The organism is Leptothrix cholodnii SP-6 (genome assembly GCF_000019785.1).
Taxonomy (GTDB): domain Bacteria; phylum Pseudomonadota; class Gammaproteobacteria; order Burkholderiales; family Burkholderiaceae_C; genus Sphaerotilus; species Sphaerotilus cholodnii.
Genome location: NC_010524.1, coordinates 1,012,121 through 1,030,563, shown reverse-complemented (window position 1 = coordinate 1,030,563; position 18,443 = coordinate 1,012,121). Strand labels below are relative to the sequence as shown.

16 protein-coding genes, 1 other RNA gene and 1 pseudogene are annotated in these 18,443 nt (G+C 62.8%); 8 read left to right on the top strand and 10 right to left on the bottom strand.

What is annotated here, in order from left to right; translation table 11 throughout:
• Positions 1-36 precede the first annotated feature (36 nt).
• The 5 genes from LCHO_RS04800 to gyrA all read right to left on the bottom strand — a co-directional run bounded on the left by LCHO_RS04800 (position 37) and on the right by gyrA (position 7,529).
• Positions 37-2,136: a bifunctional 3-phosphoshikimate 1-carboxyvinyltransferase/cytidylate kinase gene (locus LCHO_RS04800; RefSeq protein ID WP_012345997.1), complete on the bottom strand. Its 2,100-nt coding sequence runs from the start codon at positions 2,134-2,136 to the stop codon at positions 37-39.
• A 20-nt stretch (positions 2,137-2,156) separates the two neighbouring features.
• Positions 2,157-3,038, bottom strand: coding sequence for a prephenate dehydrogenase (locus LCHO_RS04795; protein WP_012345996.1), 882 nt, complete (start codon positions 3,036-3,038; stop codon positions 2,157-2,159).
• A gap of 28 nt (positions 3,039-3,066) precedes the next feature.
• Positions 3,067-4,191, bottom strand: coding sequence for a prephenate dehydratase (gene pheA / locus LCHO_RS04790; RefSeq protein ID WP_012345995.1), 1,125 nt, complete (start codon positions 4,189-4,191; stop codon positions 3,067-3,069).
• Positions 4,192-4,293: 102 nt separating this feature from the next.
• Positions 4,294-4,872 carry a DUF2059 domain-containing protein gene (locus LCHO_RS04785; protein WP_012345994.1) on the bottom strand — a complete coding sequence of 193 codons (579 nt, stop codon included), beginning with the start codon at positions 4,870-4,872 and terminating at the stop codon, positions 4,294-4,296.
• Entirely contained in the window at positions 4,872-7,529 is a 2,658-nt protein-coding gene (gene gyrA / locus LCHO_RS04780) for a DNA gyrase subunit A (RefSeq protein WP_012345993.1), read from the bottom strand. The genes LCHO_RS04785 and gyrA overlap by 1 nt, the downstream gene beginning before the upstream one ends.
• 293 nt (positions 7,530-7,822) lie before the next feature.
• Here gyrA and ompA point away from each other — a divergent pair, with 293 nt between their 5' ends.
• From ompA to LCHO_RS24290, 5 genes and pseudogenes are all read left to right on the top strand, one after another.
• Complete coding sequence (ompA, locus tag LCHO_RS04775) at positions 7,823-8,554, top strand: outer membrane protein OmpA (protein ID WP_012345992.1); 732 nt, start codon at positions 7,823-7,825, stop codon at positions 8,552-8,554.
• Positions 8,555-8,635: 81 nt separating this feature from the next.
• Complete coding sequence (ubiG, locus tag LCHO_RS04770) at positions 8,636-9,343, top strand: bifunctional 2-polyprenyl-6-hydroxyphenol methylase/3-demethylubiquinol 3-O-methyltransferase UbiG (protein WP_012345991.1); 708 nt, start codon at positions 8,636-8,638, stop codon at positions 9,341-9,343.
• A complete protein-coding gene (locus tag LCHO_RS04765; protein WP_050757289.1) occupies positions 9,322-10,008 on the top strand; it encodes an HAD family hydrolase in 687 nt (228 codons plus the stop codon). Before ubiG ends, LCHO_RS04765 begins: the two co-directional genes overlap by 22 nt.
• A 13-nt stretch (positions 10,009-10,021) precedes the next feature.
• Positions 10,022-10,381: a transfer-messenger RNA gene (ssrA, locus tag LCHO_RS22640) on the top strand.
• A gap of 124 nt (positions 10,382-10,505) precedes the next feature.
• Positions 10,506-10,607 (top strand): annotated as a pseudogene (locus tag LCHO_RS24290) (hypothetical protein); the annotation flags it as partial.
• Here LCHO_RS24290 and LCHO_RS23300 read toward each other — a convergent pair.
• Positions 10,599-10,922 (bottom strand): hypothetical protein, encoded by a 324-nt coding sequence (locus tag LCHO_RS23300; RefSeq protein WP_150105416.1) that lies wholly within the window; start codon positions 10,920-10,922, stop codon positions 10,599-10,601. The pseudogene LCHO_RS24290 and the gene LCHO_RS23300 overlap by 9 nt on opposite strands.
• 120 nt (positions 10,923-11,042) lie before the next feature.
• Here LCHO_RS23300 and LCHO_RS04760 point away from each other — a divergent pair, with 120 nt between their 5' ends.
• Both LCHO_RS04760 and LCHO_RS22635 read left to right on the top strand, forming a co-directional pair.
• The gene (locus LCHO_RS04760) at positions 11,043-12,125 is read left to right on the top strand and encodes an IS5 family transposase (protein ID WP_012345989.1); all 1,083 of its coding nucleotides are present in this window, start codon (positions 11,043-11,045) and stop codon (positions 12,123-12,125) included.
• A gap of 125 nt (positions 12,126-12,250) precedes the next feature.
• Positions 12,251-13,417 (top strand): site-specific integrase, encoded by a 1,167-nt coding sequence (locus tag LCHO_RS22635; RefSeq protein ID WP_012345988.1) that lies wholly within the window; start codon positions 12,251-12,253, stop codon positions 13,415-13,417.
• Between the two features lie 782 nt (positions 13,418-14,199).
• Here the strand turns inward: LCHO_RS22635 and LCHO_RS23295 are convergent.
• The 4 genes from LCHO_RS23295 to LCHO_RS04745 all read right to left on the bottom strand — a co-directional run bounded on the left by LCHO_RS23295 (position 14,200) and on the right by LCHO_RS04745 (position 16,320).
• On the bottom strand, positions 14,200-15,090 hold the full coding sequence (locus tag LCHO_RS23295; RefSeq protein ID WP_012345987.1) for a hypothetical protein: 891 nt from the start codon (positions 15,088-15,090) through the stop codon (positions 14,200-14,202).
• A 1-nt stretch (position 15,091) separates the two neighbouring features.
• Positions 15,092-15,301 (bottom strand): hypothetical protein, encoded by a 210-nt coding sequence (locus tag LCHO_RS04755; RefSeq protein WP_012345986.1) that lies wholly within the window; start codon positions 15,299-15,301, stop codon positions 15,092-15,094.
• Between the two features lie 4 nt (positions 15,302-15,305).
• Entirely contained in the window at positions 15,306-15,629 is a 324-nt protein-coding gene (locus tag LCHO_RS04750) for a hypothetical protein (protein WP_012345985.1), read from the bottom strand.
• Positions 15,630-15,696: 67 nt separating this feature from the next.
• The gene (locus LCHO_RS04745) at positions 15,697-16,320 is read right to left on the bottom strand and encodes a recombinase family protein (protein ID WP_012345984.1); all 624 of its coding nucleotides are present in this window, start codon (positions 16,318-16,320) and stop codon (positions 15,697-15,699) included.
• A 391-nt stretch (positions 16,321-16,711) separates the two neighbouring features.
• Between LCHO_RS04745 and LCHO_RS23290 the strand changes: the two genes are divergently transcribed.
• Positions 16,712-17,635 (top strand): hypothetical protein, encoded by a 924-nt coding sequence (locus LCHO_RS23290; protein WP_150105415.1) that lies wholly within the window; start codon positions 16,712-16,714, stop codon positions 17,633-17,635.
• The last annotated feature ends 808 nt before the right edge of the window (positions 17,636-18,443 follow it).

The following is an 18,443-nucleotide window of genomic DNA, read 5'->3' as shown; positions in this document are numbered from 1 at the left end:
GCGGGAAGGTGCCGGACCCAGGGCGCCGCTCGAAGCTCAGCAGCCAGCCGAGCCGTCAAACGGCAAACGCGCGTTCCACCAGGCAATCACCTGCTGCACCGAAGCCTCGATGCCGAGCAGGGAGTTGTCGAGCAAAAGCGCGTCTTGCGCTGGCTTGAGTGGCGCGGTGCTGCGATTCTTGTCGCGCGCATCACGCGCTTCCAAGTCGGCGCGAAGACTGTCGAGGCTAGCAGGAATTCCCTTGGAAATCAATTGCTTATGCCGCCGCTCGGCGCGCGCCGCAGGCGTCGCGGTGAGGAAGACCTTGAGCCCGGCCTGCGGAAAGATCACCGTCCCCATGTCGCGACCATCGGCCACCAGGCCCGGCAGCTGGCGGAAGCCGCATTGCAGGTCGAACAGCGCGGCGCGCACCTGCGGCCAGACCGAGATCTGCGAGGCCATCGCGCCGACCGCCTCGTCACGCAGGCGCTCGGTCACGTCGACGCCGTCGAGGATCACGTTGGTGCCCTCGAACTGCAGGTGCAGGCCACGCGCGACCGCGGCCAGACCGGCCTCGTCGTCGGCCGCCACCTGGGCGCGCCGCGCGGCGAGTGCGGTGACGCGGTAGAGCGAGCCCGAGTCGAGCGTGTGGTAACCCAGCGCCTGCGCCACGCCCGCGGCCAGCGTGCCCTTGCCAGAGGCGGTCGGGCCGTCGATCGTGATGACCGGGATCTGCGCGGCGTCGGCCGCGACCACGCCGAACAGGGTCTCGAAATAGTCCGGGTAGGTCTTGGCCACGCACTTCGGGTCGAGGATGCGCACCGGCACCGGCGCCGCGCCCTTGAGCGTGTGAAACGCCGCCAGCGACAGGCACATCGCCATGCGGTGGTCGTCGTAGGTGTGGATGGCGGCGGGCTTGAACTGCGCCAGCGGCCAGACGCGGATGTGGTCGGCCCCCTCCTCCACCTGCGCGCCGAGCTTGCGCAGCTCGGTGGCCATCGCGGCGATGCGGTCGGTCTCCTTCACGCGCCAGCTGGCGATGTTGGTGAGCGTGCTCGGGCCGTCGGCGTAGAGCGCCATCACGGCCAGCGTCATCGCGGCGTCGGGGATGTGGTTGCAGTCGAGCTCGATGGCCTTCAATGGCCAGGCGCCGCGGCGCACCTCGAGCGCGTTGGGCTCGGCCATCACCCGCGCGCCCATCGCCTGGGCGGCCTCGACGAAGCGGATGTCACCCTGGATCGATGCCGCGCCCACGCCCTCGATGCGCACCGGCGCATCCACGCCGGCCAGCGCGCCGAGCGCGATGAAATACGAGGCCGACGAGGCATCGGCCTCGACGTGCACCTCGCCGGGCGTGACGTAGGCGCTGCCGGCGGGAATCGTGAAGCGCTGCCAGCCCTCGCGCCGCACCGCGATGCCGAAGCGCGCCAGCAGGTTCAGCGTGATCTCGATGTAGGGCTTGGAGATCAGCTCGCCGATCACCTCGATCACCACGTCGCGGCCCGCCGCCGGGCCGCCCCAAGGCGGCGACGCCCCCTCGGGGGGCAGCGAGGACCCGTCGGTGCCGAGCGTGGGGGCTCGTGGTCCCGCGGCCAGCGGCAGCGCCAGCAGCAGGGCGGTCAGGAACTGGCTGGAGACGTCGCCGCGCACACGCACCGGCGCGTCGAGCAGCAGGCTGCCGCCGGCCAGGCGCAGCGGCGGATAACCCTCGTTGCCCAGGCACTCGACCGCCACGCCCAGCGCGCGCAGGGCGTCGACCAGGTCGCCGATCGGCCGCTCGTGCATGCGCGGCACGCCGCTGAGCGTGTAGCGGCCACCGTTCTGGGTGCTGATGACGGCCAGCGCGGCAGTCAGCGGCCGCATCGCGGTGCCGGCGTTGCCGAGGAAGAAATCCGCCTCCAGCACCGCCGGCTTGCCGGCCACGCCGGTGATGCGGGTGTGGCGGCCCTGCTGCTCGATGCGGCAGCCCAGGCCGCGCAAGGCGTCGAGCATGACGCGGGTGTCGTCGGAATCGAGCAGATCGACCAGCGTCGTCACGCCCGCGCTCAGGCCGGCGAGCAGCAGCAGGCGGTTGGAGATGCTCTTGGAGCCGGGCAGGCGCACGGTGCCGGCAGCCGCGCCGAGCGGCGGCAGGTCGAGATAGGGAATCGGATACATGCGGACCGGGAAAGGAGGTTTCAGCGCGGCGGGCCGGGTCGGGCATTCATCTGCCAGCCGGCACGGCCGTCGGAGGCGGTGCGGATGAGGTCCTCGAGCGCCTCCTGGTTGCCCGAGCGCATCACGTGCTCGAAGGCATCGAGCGCGTGACGCAGGCGCTGCGACTGCTTGATGACCTCTTCGCGGTTGCTCAGCAGGATGTCGCGCCAGACCGTCGGATCGCTGGCCGAGATGCGCGTGAAATCGCGGAAACCGGGGCCGGCGAGCGACAGGAACTCGCGCCCGGCCGGTTGCGACATCACCGCGTTGAAATACGCGAACGCCAGCATGTGCGGCAGGTGGCTGACGGCGGCGAACGCGGTGTCGTGGTTCTCGGGCGTCATGCGCAGCACCTGGCAGCCGATCGCCGCCCACACGTCGGTGGCCTTCTGGACCAGCACCGGATCGGTCTGCGCCAGCGGCGTCAGGATGACCTGCTTGCCCTGGTAGAGCTGCGAATCGGCGTGATCGACTCCGGCGACTTCCTTGCCGGCGATCGGGTGCGCCGGCACGAAGCTCGTGAGGCGTTCCTTGAGCACGCGGCGCGCCGCATCGACCACCTCGCGCTTGGTGCTGCCGACGTCCATCACCAGCACACCCGGCTCGACGCCGTGGCGGATCGCCTTGAAGGTGGCTTCGCTGGCCGCCACCGGCACCGAGATCAGCACGATGTCGGAGCCCGAAACCGCCAGCAGCGCCGATTCGGCGCCGATGTCGACCACGCCCATGCGCTTGGCGCGCTCCACCGTCGACGGCGACTTGCTGTAGCCCACCACCCGCTGCACCAGGCCCGCACGCTTGAGGGCGAGCGCAAAACTGCCCCCCATCAGGCCGCAGCCGATCACGCCCAGTTGTTTGAACATCGCCATGCCTGCGCTTTCTTGGACGGATTCAGTGCACGTCGATCGGATAGGTGCCCAGCACCTTGAAGTAGGCGCACACGCTGCGCAGTTCCTTCAGCGCGGTGGCCACGGCCGGCGTCTCGGGATGACCCTGCACGTCGATGTAGAAGTAGTACTCCCACTGGTCCGAGCGCGCCGGGCGCGACTCGAAGCGGCTCATCGACACGCCGTGCACCTTCAGCGGCACGAGGATGTCGTGCACGGCGCCCGGGCGGTTGATGACCGACACGACCAGGCTGGTGCAGTCGTGGCCCGAGGCCTGCGGCGCCGGATGGCGCTCCGGGTGCGTGACGATGGCGAAGCGGGTGCGGTTGTTGGCGTCGTCCTGGATCGCCGGCGACACCACGTGCAGGCCCCATTCGCTGGCCGCGCGCTCGCTGGCGATCGCCGCCAGGCTCGGATCGAGGCCGGCCAGGCGGGCGCCTTCGGCGTTGCTCGACACCGGCCGGCGCTCGACGTCGGGCAGGTGGTAGCTCAGCCAGCCGTGGCACTGCGCCAGCGCCTGCGGATGCGCGCACACCGCGCTGATGCCGGCCAGCGTGTCCTGCTTGCGCAGCAGGTTGTGGCGCACGAACAGGCTGGTCTCGCCGATGATGAACAGCGGCGTGGTCAGGAACAGGTCGAGCGAACGCGCCACCACGCCTTCGGTCGAATTCTCGACCGGCACCACGCCGAAATCGGCCGCGCCGGCGGTGGTGGCGCGGAACACCTCGTCGATGCTGCCGCACGGCACCCGCACGATCGAGCTGCCGAAGAAACCGAGCGCGGCCTGCTCGCTGAACGTGCCGGCCGGGCCGAGATAGGCCACCCGGGTCGGCGTCTCGAGCGAGCGGCAGGCGCTCATGATCTCGCGCCAGATCGGCGCCACGCTCTCGCTCTTGAGCGGGCCCGGATTGACGGCCTTGAGCCCGTCGATCACCTGCGCCTCGCGCTCGGGGCGGAACACCACCGAACCCTCGTGCTTCTTGATCTCGCCCACCTGCTGGGCCAGGCCGGCACGGCGGTTGAGCATCGCCAGCAGCTCGCGGTCGAGCGCGTCGATCTGCGTGCGCAAGGCCAGCAAGGCCGGATCGACAGCGGCGACAGGCGCGGGAGACGGGTTGGAATCAGACATGGGTCATCGGTGCTGTCTGCGAGCGGATCGGCGCAGCCCGCCAGCCGGTCAGCCGCCAGAAGCCGGCCGACAGGCAATGGGAAGCAGACAGCGCCGTCATGCTCAGGGTTTGGACGCGCCGGCAGCAGCGGGCGCACCCGCATGGGCCGCCAGGCGCCGGGTGATGGATTCGTTGAGCTCGCGCAGGTTGGGCTCGACCATCGGACGGGTCTCGGCCACGAGCTTCTCGGTCAGCGAGCGCTGGAACTCGGGGAACGCGGTCTGGTACTTGCGCGCCAGCGGCGACTCGAGCCAGGTCACCAGCTGCTTGAGCTCGTCTTCGCTGAACTTCTGCTCGAGCACGGCACCGATGGTGGTCGGCGCCAGCGCCTTGGCGCGGTCACGCAGCAGCGGCACGGTGGCGTCGATGTACTTCTTGAAGTCGCCCTGGATTTCCTTGGACAGCGCCTCGCGCTTGTCCTCGGGCACCCGGGTGCGCAGCAGGCCGGCGACCTGCTGCATCATCGGCGCCACCGGCTGTTCGGCCAGGGTGCGGGCGATGCCGTCGATGCCCGGTTGCTGCATCTGCAGAACCTTCTGGACCAGGGCTTTCTTGGCCGCCGGCGAATCGGCCGCATGGGCCGTGGCCAGACTCAGAACCAGCAACGGGGCGGCCAGCAGGGCGCGCGTACGCATCAACATCAGGTGCTCTCCTCGCCGGGGACTCCGGCATCGGCTTCGGGGTTGGCGTCGACGCCGGGATCGGCGATCGACTCGTTGGCATCGTTTTCGACGATGCGCTGCAAACCCGACAGCTTGGCACCTTCATCGAGCGCGATCAGCGTCACGCCCTGGGTGGCGCGTCCCAATTCGCGAATTTCAGCAACGCGTGTGCGGACCAGCACACCGCGATCGGTGATCAGCATGATCTCGTCGTTGGGCCGCACCAACGTTGCCGCCACCACCTTGCCGTTGCGCTCGGTCTGCTGGATCGCGATCATCCCCTTGGTACCGCGGCCGTGGCGCGTGTACTCGAGGATGCTGGTGCGCTTGCCGTAGCCGTTTTCGGTGGCGGTCAGCACGCTCTGCGTCTCGTCCTCGGCCACCAGCATCGCGATCACGCTCTGGCCTTCGTCGAGCGCCATGCCGCGCACGCCACGCGCCTGGCGGCCCAGCGGGCGCACGTCTTCTTCATCGAAACGCACCGCCTTGCCGCCGTCGGAGAACAGCATCACGTCATGCTGGCCGTCGGTCAGCGCCGCGCCGATCAGGAAGTCGCCTTCGTCGAGGTCGACCGCGATGATGCCGGCCTTGCGCGGGTTGCTGAAGTCGTCGAGCGCGGTCTTCTTGACCGTGCCGCGCGCGGTGCACATGAAGATGTAGTGATCGGCCGGGAAGCTGCGGTTGGCGCCGGTCAGCGGCAGCACGACGTTGATCTTCTCGTCGGGCTGCAGCGGGAACATGTTGACGATCGGCTTGCCGCGCGAGTTGCGCCCGCCTTGCGGCACCTCCCAGACCTTCAGCCAGTAGACCCGGCCGCGATTGCTGAAGCACAGCATCCAGTCGTGGGTGTTGGCGATGAAGAGCTCGTCGACCCAGTCGTCGTCCTTGGTCGCGGTGGCCTGCTTGCCGCGCCCGCCGCGCTTCTGCGCGCGGTATTCGGCCAGCGGCTGGCTCTTGATGTAGCCGGTGTGGCTCAACGTGACCACCATGTCGGTCGGCGTGATCAGGTCCTCGGTGCCGAGCTCCTGCACGTTGTGCTCGACCACCGAGCGGCGCACGCCGATCTTGCTCTGGCCGAACTCCTGGCGCACGGCCGTCAGTTCGTCGCCGATGATGACCGTGACCCGCGCCGGCTTGGCCAGGATGTCGAGCAGGTCGGCGATCTGCGCCATCACGTCCTTGTACTCGCCGACGATCTTGTCCTGCTCCAGCCCGGTCAGGCGCTGCAGGCGCATCTGCAGGATCTCGCCGGCCTGGTCGTCGGACAGGCGGTACAGCCCGTCGGCCTGCATGCCGAACTGCGGCGCCAGGCCCTCGGGGCGGAAGGCGGCGCGCCCGCCCGGCGTGTCGCCCTCGGCGCGGGTGAGCATCTCGCGCACCACCGACGAATCCCAGCTCTTGCTCATCAGCGCCAGCTTGGCCACCGGCGGCGTGGGCGAGTTCTTGATGGTCTCGATGAACTCGTCGATGTTGGCCAGCGCCACCGCCAGGCCTTCGAGCACGTGGCCGCGGTCGCGCGCCTTGCGCAGCTCGAACACGGTGCGGCGGGTGACGACCTCGCGGCGGTGCTCGAGGAAGATCTCGAGCAGCTGCTTGAGGTTGCACAGCTTGGGCTGACCGTCGATCAGCGCCACCATGTTGATGCCGAAGGTGTCCTGCAGCTGGGTCTGCTTGTAGAGGTTGTTGAGCACGACCTCGGGCACCTCGCCGCGCTTGAGCTCGATCACCAGCCGCATGCCCGACTTGTCGGACTCGTCCTGGATGTGGCTGATGCCTTCGATCTTCTTCTCGTGCACCAGCTCGGCCATGCGCTCCTGGAGCGTCTTCTTGTTGACCTGGTAGGGCAGCTCGTCGACGATGATCGACTGGCGCTGGCCGCGGTCGATGTCCTCGAAGTGCACCTTGGCGCGCATCACCACCTTGCCGCGGCCGGTGCGGTAGCCCTCGCGCACGCCGTTGATGCCGTAGATGATGCCGGCGGTCGGGAAGTCGGGCGCCGGGATGATCTCCATCAGCTCCTCGATCGACGCCTCGGGGTTCTTCATCAGATGCAGGCAGGCATCGACGACTTCGTTGAGGTTGTGCGGCGGGATGTTGGTGGCCATGCCCACCGCGATGCCGGTCGAGCCGTTCACCAGCAGGTTGGGCAGGCGGCTGGGCAGCACCAGCGGCTCCTTTTCGGAACCGTCGTAGTTGGGACCGAAGTCGACGGTTTCCTTGTCCAGATCGGCCAGCATCTCGTGGGCGATCTTGGCCAGGCGGATTTCGGTGTAGCGCATCGCCGCGGCGTTGTCGCCGTCGACCGAGCCGAAGTTGCCCTGGCCGTCGACCAGCATGTGCCGCAGCGAAAAATCCTGCGCCATGCGCACGATGGTGTCGTAGACCGCGGTATCGCCGTGCGGGTGGTACTTACCGATCACGTCGCCGACGATGCGGGCCGACTTCTTGTAAGGCCGGTTCCAGTCGTTGCTCAACTCGTGCATCGCGAACAGCACGCGGCGATGCACCGGCTTCAGTCCGTCACGCGCATCAGGCAGGGCACGTCCGACGATCACGCTCATTGCGTAATCGAGGTAGGAACGGCGCATCTCCTCTTCGAGGCTGATGGGCAGGGTTTCTTTGGCGAATTGCGTCATGCGATCTCAGGCTGGCCAGCACGAGCGCAGCACCCCGCCCTTGCGCAAGGATTGCCCTCGCGCCGGCCTGCTGGCGCACCTGCGCTCGCGTCAACCTTGCATTCTAAGGTGGCGCCGATGTTGTCAGTCAGCGACAGACCAAACGGTGATTTGCCGGCAGTTGGCCAATCTTTGGTGGCGCATAGGCCCTATGGCACAATGTTTTGACGATTTGCAACGGTCAGTCGCCCCCGGCGAAGACTGCAATTTCACCCCGCTTTCCCCGCTGGTTGCGGTCAATCGAGAGGAGAACCATGAACAAACTCAACAAGGTCGCACTGCTGTTCGCAACGGCGGCACTCGCAGCTTGCGGCTCTATGGGCACGGGCAAGGTCGACAACGGCAATACCGGCAGCAGCGTCGGCGCCTGGAAGAATGGCACCAGCGAACTGTGCTGGCGCAACGGCTTCTTCACGCCCGGCTCCGGCGTGCAAGGTTGCGACGGCGTCCCCCCGCCGCCGGCACCTGCTCCGGCTCCGGTGGCGGCTGCTCCGGCACCGGCGCCCGCACCCGCACCGGCCCCCGCTCCTGCGCCGGCACCCGCGCCCGCGCCGGCTGTCGTCCCGGTTCCCGTGCCTGCTCCGGCACCCGTTCCGGCGCCTGCAGCACCTGCCGCGCCCGTCAGCGAAAAGGTCACCTTCGCAGCCGACGCATTCTTCGACACCGGCAAGTTCGTGCTCAAGCCCGATGCCGCATCCAAGCTCGACGATCTGGTCAGCAAGGTCAAGGACATCAACCTCGAAGTCATCATCGCCGTCGGTCACACCGATTCCGACGGCTCGGATGCCTACAACCAGAAGCTGGGCGTCAACCGCGCCGAAGCCGTGAAGAAGTATCTGGTCAGCAAGGGCGTCGAGCAGAACCGCGTGTACACCGAAGGCAAGGGCGAGAAGCAGCCTGTCGCCGACAACGGCACCAAGGAAGGCAAGGCCAAGAACCGCCGCGTCGAAATCGAAGTGGTCGGCACGCGCACCATCAAGAAGTGAGGTACTTGAGCAGGCCAGCCCTGCTCGTACCAGAGCCCCGCTTCGGCGGGGTTTTTTTTCGCCTGCATTTACGATAGCGCCATGCAAAACGCCGATCCGAAGGAGCTTGCCAAGTTCAGCGAGCTCGCCCACAAGTGGTGGGACCCCGAGAGCGAATTCCGCCCCCTGCACCAGATCAACCCGCTGCGCCTGAACTGGATCGAACAGACCGTCGGCAAGCTCGATGGCCTGAAGGTGCTCGACGTCGGCTGCGGCGGCGGCATCCTGAGCGAAGCCATGGCTCAGCGCGGCGCACAGGTGCTGGGCATCGATCTGGCCGAGCGCTCGCTCAAGGTCGCCCAGTTGCATGCGCTCGAGTCCGGCCAGACCCGCGTCGAGTACCGCGAGATCGCGGCCGAGGCGCTGGCGGCCGAGCAGCCCGCCCGCTACGACGTGGTCACCTGCATGGAGATGGTCGAGCACGTGCCCGATCCGGCGTCGATCGTCCAGGCCTGTTCGCAGCTCGTCAAACCCGGCGGCTGGGTGTTCCTGTCGACCATCAACCGCAATCCGAAGTCGTTCCTGCTCGCGATCGTCGGCGCCGAGTACGTGCTCAAGATGCTGCCGGCCGGCACCCACGAATACGCCAAGTTCATCCGCCCGAGCGAACTGCTGCGCTGGTGTCGCGACACCGGCCTCGATCTGCGCCACACCCGCGGCATGGAATACAACCCGCTGACGCGCCGCTACTGGCTCAGCGCCGACACCAGCGTCAACTACCTGGTGGCATGCCGGAAGGAAACGGCGTGAGCGGCGGCACCTGGCGGGCGGTGCTGTTCGACCTCGACGGAACCCTGATCGACAGCGCCCCCGACCTGGGCGAGGCCGCCAATGAACTGCGGGCAACGCGCGGCCTGTCCGCCCTGCCCTTGTCGGACTACCGGCCCCTGACCGGCACCGGCGCGCGTGGCATGGTGGGCGTTGCGCTGGGCATCGGCCCCGACGACGTGCACTTCGAGTCGATCCGGGACGAATATCTCGCGCTCTACGAGGCCCGCATGACCCGCCTGACGCAGGTGTTCACCGACATGCGGCCGGTGCTCGACCGCCTCGACACGCTGGGCATCGCCTGGGGCATCGTCACCAACAAGCACAGCCGCTTTGCGCAACCGGTGGTTGAAGCGGTCGGACTCGCCCATCGCAGCCGCGTTCTGATCTGTGGCGACACGGCGGCGCGCGCCAAACCGCACCCCGATCCACTGCTCGAGGCGGCCCGCCAACTCCGGGTCGAACCATCGGCTTGCGCCTACGTCGGCGACGACCTGCGCGACGTTCAGGCTGGCCGTGCCGCCGGCATGGTCACGGTGGCAGCGGCCTGGGGCTACCTCGGCCTGGGCGAGGCGATCGCCGACTGGGGCGCCGATCATTTGATCGACACACCCGCCGAGCTCTTGAAACTGGCCGCGATGGCCTAAACTACGCATCTCTGGGGCCGACCTGGTTTCGACGTGGGTACGGAATTGGAGTAGGGCATGCCGAGCACCAGTTCGCTCGTAAAACCACTGGAAACAAAGTAACTGCGAACGACTCTACGTACGCCCTCGCCGCTTAACACCGGTGAGCCTCTCAACGGTTGGCCGATGGGCCGGGCCCGCAAGGGCTGAGAGGTAATCTACATTGGCTGGTATCCGATGGGGTCACTCAGTCGGGTACGAGATCTAGTGACTGGCGTTGCCTGAAGGGTGTTCCTGCCCGTCAGCGACGTGAGATTCAAATCAGAGAACTACGCATGTAGAACTACCTGAGGATGGCTTGCGGACGGGGGTTCAATTCCCCCCGGCTCCACCAGCACATGTCAATCACTCTCGTAAGTGGTTGATTTATAAGCGGTTTTTCGTTTCGGCGATGCCGCACAGGGCGCCCGGTGTCCCAATTGGATTTCCCAATCCAGTTGGTCACAGGGCGCTTTTTCATGTCTTACGGTGAAGGTCTGCGGCGCAATCGCTGCGGTGTGTGGTGCTGGCGCTGGGTCGTGCCTGCTGATGTTCGGCAAGCGGTCGGCGCGTCAGAACTGCTGCGATCGCTGGGCACGGCCAGCAAGCGGGAAGCGCAAGCGAACGCGTTGCCCCTGCGCATGGCGGTGTTGTTGGTTCTTCACCACACACGATCGGGGCACCCCTTGAGCGAGTTGAGCAAAGAGACGCTTGCAATCTTGCGTCTGGTGAAAGAGCGCAAGGCGCAGGTGATCGAGGCCGACGAACGGGCCGACCAAGATGCAGCGTTCGAGCGCCAGATGGAAGAGCTGAAGGCAGCAAAGAAAGCAGCGGCAGCGGCGGCCAAGACTGCAGCCCTTGAAGACGGCATCCGCAAGCGCGACAAGGCAATCCAACTTCTGCTGCTTGAGCGCAGCAAGGTTGCGGCACCACCAGCGCCAGCCCCTGCGGTGCCTGCGGGCACTTCTCGAAACCTCCCTGTTCGCCCGCAGCCTGAGCCGGCAAGATGCGCAGCCATGATCACGCCGCGCATCAAGCCCTCGAGCTTCTTCCCTGAGGAGGAAGCGGTGGACGACCTGTTCCTGGCGCGCCAGCGCAAGGCCAAGCTCGAGGGCTACGTGCAGACGCTGGCGGCGATCGACGCGCTGGTGGACTTCACGGCGATGGCCGCGGCGGTCGATGCGGCGTGTCCGCGCGCCGACCGCAAGAAGGGTGGCCGCCCGCCGTACCCGAGCGAGGTGCTGGTGCGCATGGTCTTCCTGCAAGGGCTCTACAACCTGTCGGACGAGCAGTGCGAGCACCAGGTGCTCGACCGGCTGAGCTTCCAGCGCTTCTGCCGGCTCGACGGCGCCTTGAACATCCCCGACGCCCGCACGCTGTGGAGCTTTCGGCAGCGCCTGGCCCAGGGCGGGCTGGGCGGACGGGCGATCTTCGAGACGCTGAGTCAGCAGTTGCAGCAGCACGGGTTCATCCCGCGCGGCGGGCAGATCGTCGACGCCAGCATCGTGGCCGCACCCATCACCCAGGCCAACACCGCCGAGCGCGAGGCGCTCAACAAGGGCGAGACGCCCGAAGGCTGGAGCAAGAAGCGCATGGCGCACACCGATGGCGACGCACGCTGGACGCAGAAGCACGGCAAGAGCTACTACGGCTACAAGCTGCACGCCAACGCGGATGCGCGCTACAAGCTCATCCGCACCCTGAAGATCACGGCGGCCAATGCCGACGACGGCCAGCAGCTCCCCCACGTGCTGCAGTCGGCCAACACGCGCGATCGCCTGCTGGCCGACCGCGGCTACGACAGCCAGGCCAACCGGCAGGTGCTGGCGCAGCAGGGCCTGGTCGACGGCATCGCGCGGCGGGCCAGGCCGGGGCAGACCGCCAAGACCCGACTGAAGCAGCGCAATCGCACGATCAACCGGACCCGCTCGCGCGTCGAGCACGTCTTCGCCAGCCTGGCCCAGCAGGGCGGCAAGTGCGTGCGGGCGATGACGCTGGCGCGCAATGCGCTGGCCATCACGCTGCAGTGCGCGGCCTACAACGCGCGCAGGCTGGTGTGGCTGGTCAAGAGCACGGGTGCGTCTGCGAGGCCGGTGTGAGGGCAGAAAAGCCCTTCGCGAGGGGCGCGAAGGGCTGAAAGACAGGCCGCCGGGTAGAACTGATCTTCGAATTCGGCATGCGATGACGCCGTGCGAGCCGTCATGACGTCGATCACGTGCCGGAGATGGTCGGCACGATAGTTTTAGGAAGTGCCCCTGCGGGTGTCCTGCTGTCGGTGGCGATCGATGAATTCATTGATGAAGCCCAAGCGGGCAAAAAGTGGACCGAGAAAACGCGTGATCGCTGGGTGGTGACGTTTCGCAACTTGACCGAGTTTCTTGGTGACATACCTATCCACTCGATCAAGCGCCCTGCTTGTCGAGACTTTTTCCAGCGACTGCAACGCCTGCCCTCGAACGCAAACAAGATGGCGGCACTCAAGGGCAAGAACTTTCTAGAACTGACCTCGCCCGACATCGAAGGATTCGAGGTGCTGAGTGAAGGAACCGTGAATGACCACATGACCCGAATTTCTGGGTTTTTTAAGTGGGCGGTCACACACTACGAACTGAAATCAAACCCCGCTGCCGGGTTACAGATCGCAGAAGTCGAAACCACGAAGCGAATTCCGTTCACAGAATCCGAGTTGCTGGCGCTGTTTGGGCGCAAGGACTGGCAAAACCGGTCGTTTCTGCATCCGCACTACTACTGGGTCATGCTTCTGGGGTTGTTCACGGGCGCACGGTTGAACGAATTGTGTCAGTTGCGACTCGTGGACTTCTTCCAGGTCGAAGGCGTTGATGTCATCAGCATCGCCGATGAAGAAGGCGAAGGACTGCGGAAGAAAAACAAGAATGCCCGGCGTCGCGTGCCGATTCACCCGGAGTTGATCCGACTGGGTTTGCTGCGCTGGGTTGAATCTCAACGTGCTGCGGGTGGCGTGAATCTGTTTGATGAACTCAAGCCGGGCCGGGATGGGCACGGGCAAGCGGTCAGCAAATGGTTCGGAAAATATCGCAAAGCCTGCGGGATCGTTGAAACGCAATCGAAGGTTTTCCATTCGTTTCGTTCTGGCCTAATTTCTCAGTTGATGAATGCCGATGTTGTTTTACATAAGATCGCTCACATCGTCGGACATGAAACCGGCACGGTCACGGGTGATTCGTACTGGACTGATCGAGATGCAAAAGACGTTCTGCGGGTTGTGGAGATATTCACTCTGCCTGAATCTGTTCGGGCAGTAATTCCAGAAATTGAGGCAGTGACGTTTACAAAAGCCAAACCGGAAGCGGCAGAGAAAAAGAAACCAGTTATCAAAGCAAAACGAAAACCTGCCGAAGTACAATCTTAAGGTTTGCCTTGATAAATAAATTACTCACGCTCACCCTGACACATTCGAGGTTTTTCTAAGACCTTCACTTCTGTGCGGGTATATAGACGGCCCGGAGTTTTCTCGGTCAGCGTTGAAAGTTTCTTGATAGATGTGCGTGCCATTCTCAGTGGTGAGTTAATCGGTGTGAGCCCCGTTCCCCCAGATTGTAGAAATCGCAGTATCTGTCTCTTCACCCCTATTCAGGGGGTGTCCTGAAATGAAGATTCCCGCATGTCATGGCGCACTTTCAGTCAGTTGAGCCCATGAACGAAAAAGAGCCCCTTGAGGGCTCTGTTTGCTTCTGTGCTACCCTGCCCTTGGTTGATCCTTGATCGTGGCTTGTAGGGCTGTTTTAGAGCGTTCTAGAGGTATAGGCTGACGCAAGAGTTGCCCTGCATGTCGTTGATCAGCACGAACCGGTGTCCCGCATCGGTCTTGCCGATGTGGACGACGGCTTGACCTCTGTTGAGGGTTTCTGTGATTTCTGCTGTTTCAAGAAAATCAGCTACTTCTTGGAGAGATAGTACCTTCATTATTATTCCTTGTTTGGAGTTATGATAATACTATCCATTTTATTTCCCCTCTATCCCCTATCTGTATATCAGTAATAACTGACAGTATCAGATTTAGGCTGCGAGTGAGTGAGCCCCGGCAGGGGCGAGAGCGCCCAGGTTGGGCACTCTTCGCGTGTGATGTGGGTACATGTGGTTATATTAAAGTCATTTTCAGCGCCAGCCGATTTGCTGAAAATCTCTTGCAAATCAATGGCTTAGCGCCACAGGTCCAAAGTCAGAAAACCCGGATTTCTGCAATGGGTCTTGTGCCGCCCATGACTTCGCCAGCCGGCGCAAGGCATCGCGCGCACGATCGTTCAACGCACTGTCAGCCTTCGTGTTGAGAGGATGCTCTCGGTAGCCAACTTCAGTTCTACGCCTGCCGCTTGCATTAATTCTGGGCGAATCGCGAAGTATCTGATTTAGCATGGCCTTGTCGTCTATATACTCGACCTCTCGAAAAGAGAAATCAGTATCACCGATTATCTCGCGCAGAGAGCCCGACATGACTCCATTCAAAGATACTCCGAGATAAGTATTTTCAAATCTAGCCCGCTGTGATTTTATCGGCAGTTTGATCTTTCCATTTTTATCGGTAGTTTTAAAGTAAATCCGCTGAGTATGACTGGAATCCAGCTTGCCGAGATAAAGCAGATAATCTTCTGAAAACAGCTTGATCGAGCCGGCAAAATCTCTTGGAAACGTCCGTGTTGTTCCCTTGCCGCCCTTCATGAACCGAGCGTCTATGTATGGGGTTCTGGACCCTTTGAGCATGTGGGCACAGAGTTCGGGCAGCTTTGCCGCTCCGGCTTCTGGGTTGCGTGCGTAGGCGTCAAAGGCAATCTCAATGCCGGTTGCCGCGACCGAGCGGGCACGAACAGAATCGAGCTTCTGCCGTACGTCAGCCCACCGTGCAGGGTCTTGAATCCGGACGATGAACGCATGCGCATAGCCTTCTTCGTTTGCGTCTAGCGGTTTCGCATGCGAGCCCGTGCCGAACTTCTTCTCAATATCCCTGCGGGTGGCCGGGTCGGGCACGTCGAAACGCACTTCTACCCAGTCCACGCACGCGCCGAATTTGAAATCAGCAAAGTCCATATCAGTCGTCAAATCCAGCGGGCAGCACCACCAGCCCCTGAGCGCCAGGGCGGGCAACTTCGACAATCACGATCTGGTGGCCGAAGCGGGTGCCGGTGTGCAGAATCATGTCATCGTTCATGCCGATGCTGAATTCAAGATCGGACTCGCCGATGGTCTGGGTGATGAATTCCGAGTCGACCACTCGCACCATGTCGATAGCGGGCACCATGATTTCAAACCTCCAGTTCGGCCACGAGTTCGGCCGCTTCCTGGTTGAGCCGGGCAATTTCGGCCTGATAGGCGTCTTGCAGCGGGTAGAGTTGCTTAAGCTGGGCATATTTGGTTTGGTTCAACGCTTTGTTGAATGCCCGGTGCTGCGGACTGCCTTCGCCGTACTTGCCCAATTCTTCGCACACGGCGCGCAAATCGTCGTTGCACGATTCGAGAATGAAGCGCGCCAGCTTGCTAGGCGTGGCGCTGGTGATGACGCTCAGGTCAGTAATGAGCGTCTTGGTTTCCGTGCTGAGTACAGCAGTGACGTTCTGATGGTTTGACATTCGATGTCCCCATGTTTGTGTTAAAACCACAGTGTCACGGGGGATATAGGATTTGTCAAATTCCGTGCTAAGCGCCTTCGTTGATGCGTTTTGCAACCTTGGCAATCGTGGAGCGGCTGACCTTCGCATGCTCTTCGATGTACGTCCATGAGAATTTCCCGGTCAGCAGCAGGTCACGCACGTGGTCATTCGTTTTGGTGTCTTCGGGACGGCCCTTGAATTTGTCCTTGTTCGTGGCGATTCCTTGAGCCTGACGACGGCGGCGATCTTCGTAATCCTTGCGGGAGAACGCGGCAAACATCTGCAACATCATCCGGTTCATCGCCTTCAGTATGTCGCGGGTGGTTTCGTCCATTGCCGTGTCTTGCTTGAGCGCCTGATGCGACAACGGCAGGTCGAGCGACACCACGAGAATGCCTTTGTCGTCCAGCGCCTTGAACAGCTTTTCCCGGTCAGTGGCGTTGAGGCGCGTCAGGCGGTCGACCTGTTCAATCAGCAGCACGTCACCGGGGTGCGCGTCGTTGATGAGGTCGAAGAGTTTCGGCCGGTCGAGCTTTGCGCCCGATTCGTTCTCTCTGTAGAGGGCGACGATCTTCACGCCATGATCGGCAGCGAACTTCTCAAGGTCGGCGCGGGCGCGGTCGGCGTTCTGGTCTTCGGTCGAGGCTCTGAGGTAAGCGCGGATGAACATTTCAGGACTCACGGTCTGTTTTAAGTGATGTGCTAATTGTAGTGCGTTTAGACTGGTCTGATATATCTTTTCCGGGCCTTTTTGACGGTCTGTAGCCGGTCTGCCTGAAGTACACCCGTAAAAAACTAGTCTTGTCCCGCATTCGCGCTCACGACGCAGCACTGACCGCAAGTAGTGCACCGACACTGCACGCGGCAACCCCATGAGTTATCGCGACCGCAATCGGCGAGACCATCCCCAAGAATGTGGATGACAAAACTGCTCTCATCGTCGGCGGCCGGATCTATCATGGCGCGTCATGAATCCACGTATTGCCAACAGAGAGCGCAATGAAATTGCGTTGAATTGGTATGCATGGATTCGATCTACGTTTGAAAATAGAATCACCTGAATGTTCCAGCCACTACTAGTCATTGCGTTTTGTGTCTTCCTGACTGCGTGTGGGCAGCAATCGTCCGCCGAGTTGAGTCTTGCCCAGCCGTGGACCCTAATGACAAACTGCGAGACTCCATCGGAGCACGAGCTAAAGATTATCGAGACGGCTGTAGAAGCAATTGCACTGGACCACGGACCCATTCAAAACTCGCTGACAATTGGCGCTCAAAAGACATTAGGGTACGGTCTAACCCGCAGACTGGCAGGGTCGAGTATTTTTGTCTGCACTCCCGACTCAATAATGGAGAAGGTTGGCTCGTTAATCAAAGAGCGGCAGGGCTTTGGCGGCGGGCGATTAGTTGAGTACCAGCTTCAATTGGCAGAAAAAATACCTATGCCGAATAAAATTGTTGTCGAGCAAGTCGGCAAAACGGCCTTCAATGAGTCAACGCAATACTCTGAACTTTTTCTGCGCACGGATATTCGCCCAATGGCTCGATCCACTCTCGCCACCTTCGGGAAGAGTGCCGCTGCGTTTCAAGATGTGGCGGTGCGGCAGATGTCGAGCGAAACATCACTTGGAACCGGCGCCGCGCAAGTCGCTGCCGCAGTTGGTTATCCCGAGGCCATTCCTCGGATCGTTGAGATGATCAACGCAATGGTTGGGCAATTTCCCGCGAATGCAGCTATTCCACTGGGCGCTAGAGACAGGCTCCTTGAGTTGGCATGGGCAATCTACTTTGCTGGGGAAAATGGTCGCAACGCGAGTGCCTCCGTCCATATGCTAATGCAACGAAAGGTTGAGAGCCGCGCACCACCATTTGGAATCGTGGGAGTTAGTCCTAAACGCCTCTGCCGCGTTCTTGAACGAATCGAAGGGCCAGCGGCAACGCTCCAATATCCATATTGCAACGATCCATCCATCCCCTTTGAGCAGTGATGTCACCCAACCTTCTTGTGTGGATCGCCTATTGCTCGGACCCCGAGCTGTCTCTTCAATCAGGAATTGAACCGGCGTCCGTAGCCAGGAACCGAACATTGGCAACACGGGCGGCCGGCGTCGCATCACAATGCGGTGTCCCAATCGGGACACCGGCAGAAGGCTCGCCACAGAGGGCGGCGCTGGGCGCGATGGCGGGGAAATTGGTGCATTCGCCTCCCCCGGCTCCACCATACAAGGGTCCGAAGAGGACCGAGGAAGTCCAAAAGGCTCAAGGAAATCAACACCTTGGGCCTTTTTTCCGTGCATTGACATGCACCGAAGTGCGCCGACTTCCACGCATTCATGCAGCAACTTCTGCAGGAACCATCCGATCCGGGCTCCCGCATCAAGAACGTTCCTGCATGGCTCGCGACCTGATCCCTGGTGAGGTGACGACCCGCGGCATCAAGCCCGACGACACGCGAAAACGGCCCAGTGTCCACGGGCTGCGAGCACAGCCTCAGAACGTCGATGCGCAGCATGTCGGCTCACAAGCGACGTGGACAGCTCGCGCAGCCAGGCCGCGCGACCCATAAAACTCAATTCAATCAACAACTTGGCAAAAAAAAGCCCACCTTGCGGTGGGCTGATGGATGTTCAAAAAATGAACATCATTGGTACCGGACGTCCGGTCTGCGCACTGTCTGTCGATATTTTTGTTGGGACAGGACGCAGACTCTGGCGACTGGACTCGTGATGCCGTGTGACAGCTATTAGCTGGTACTTTAAGTGGACTTGTCCAGACTAAACATCCCCACGAAGGTGA

Coding starts and splice junctions, on each gene's coding strand:
- LCHO_RS04800 (WP_012345997.1), bottom strand. CDS start 2,136: ATGTATCCGATTCCCTATCTCGACCTGCCGCCGCTCGGCGCGGCTGCC.
- LCHO_RS04795 (WP_012345996.1), bottom strand. CDS start 3,038: ATGTTCAAACAACTGGGCGTGATCGGCTGCGGCCTGATGGGGGGCAGT.
- pheA (WP_012345995.1), bottom strand. CDS start 4,191: ATGTCTGATTCCAACCCGTCTCCCGCGCCTGTCGCCGCTGTCGATCCG.
- LCHO_RS04785 (WP_012345994.1), bottom strand. CDS start 4,872: ATGTTGATGCGTACGCGCGCCCTGCTGGCCGCCCCGTTGCTGGTTCTG.
- gyrA (WP_012345993.1), bottom strand. CDS start 7,529: ATGACGCAATTCGCCAAAGAAACCCTGCCCATCAGCCTCGAAGAGGAG.
- ompA (WP_012345992.1), top strand. CDS start 7,823: ATGAACAAACTCAACAAGGTCGCACTGCTGTTCGCAACGGCGGCACTC.
- ubiG (WP_012345991.1), top strand. CDS start 8,636: ATGCAAAACGCCGATCCGAAGGAGCTTGCCAAGTTCAGCGAGCTCGCC.
- LCHO_RS04765 (WP_050757289.1), top strand. CDS start 9,322: ATGCCGGAAGGAAACGGCGTGAGCGGCGGCACCTGGCGGGCGGTGCTG.
- LCHO_RS04760 (WP_012345989.1), top strand. CDS start 11,043: ATGATCACGCCGCGCATCAAGCCCTCGAGCTTCTTCCCTGAGGAGGAA.
- LCHO_RS22635 (WP_012345988.1), top strand. CDS start 12,251: ATGGTCGGCACGATAGTTTTAGGAAGTGCCCCTGCGGGTGTCCTGCTG.
- LCHO_RS23295 (WP_012345987.1), bottom strand. CDS start 15,090: ATGGACTTTGCTGATTTCAAATTCGGCGCGTGCGTGGACTGGGTAGAA.
- LCHO_RS04755 (WP_012345986.1), bottom strand. CDS start 15,301: ATGGTGCCCGCTATCGACATGGTGCGAGTGGTCGACTCGGAATTCATC.
- LCHO_RS04750 (WP_012345985.1), bottom strand. CDS start 15,629: ATGTCAAACCATCAGAACGTCACTGCTGTACTCAGCACGGAAACCAAG.
- LCHO_RS04745 (WP_012345984.1), bottom strand. CDS start 16,320: ATGTTCATCCGCGCTTACCTCAGAGCCTCGACCGAAGACCAGAACGCC.
- LCHO_RS23290 (WP_150105415.1), top strand. CDS start 16,712: ATGTTCCAGCCACTACTAGTCATTGCGTTTTGTGTCTTCCTGACTGCG.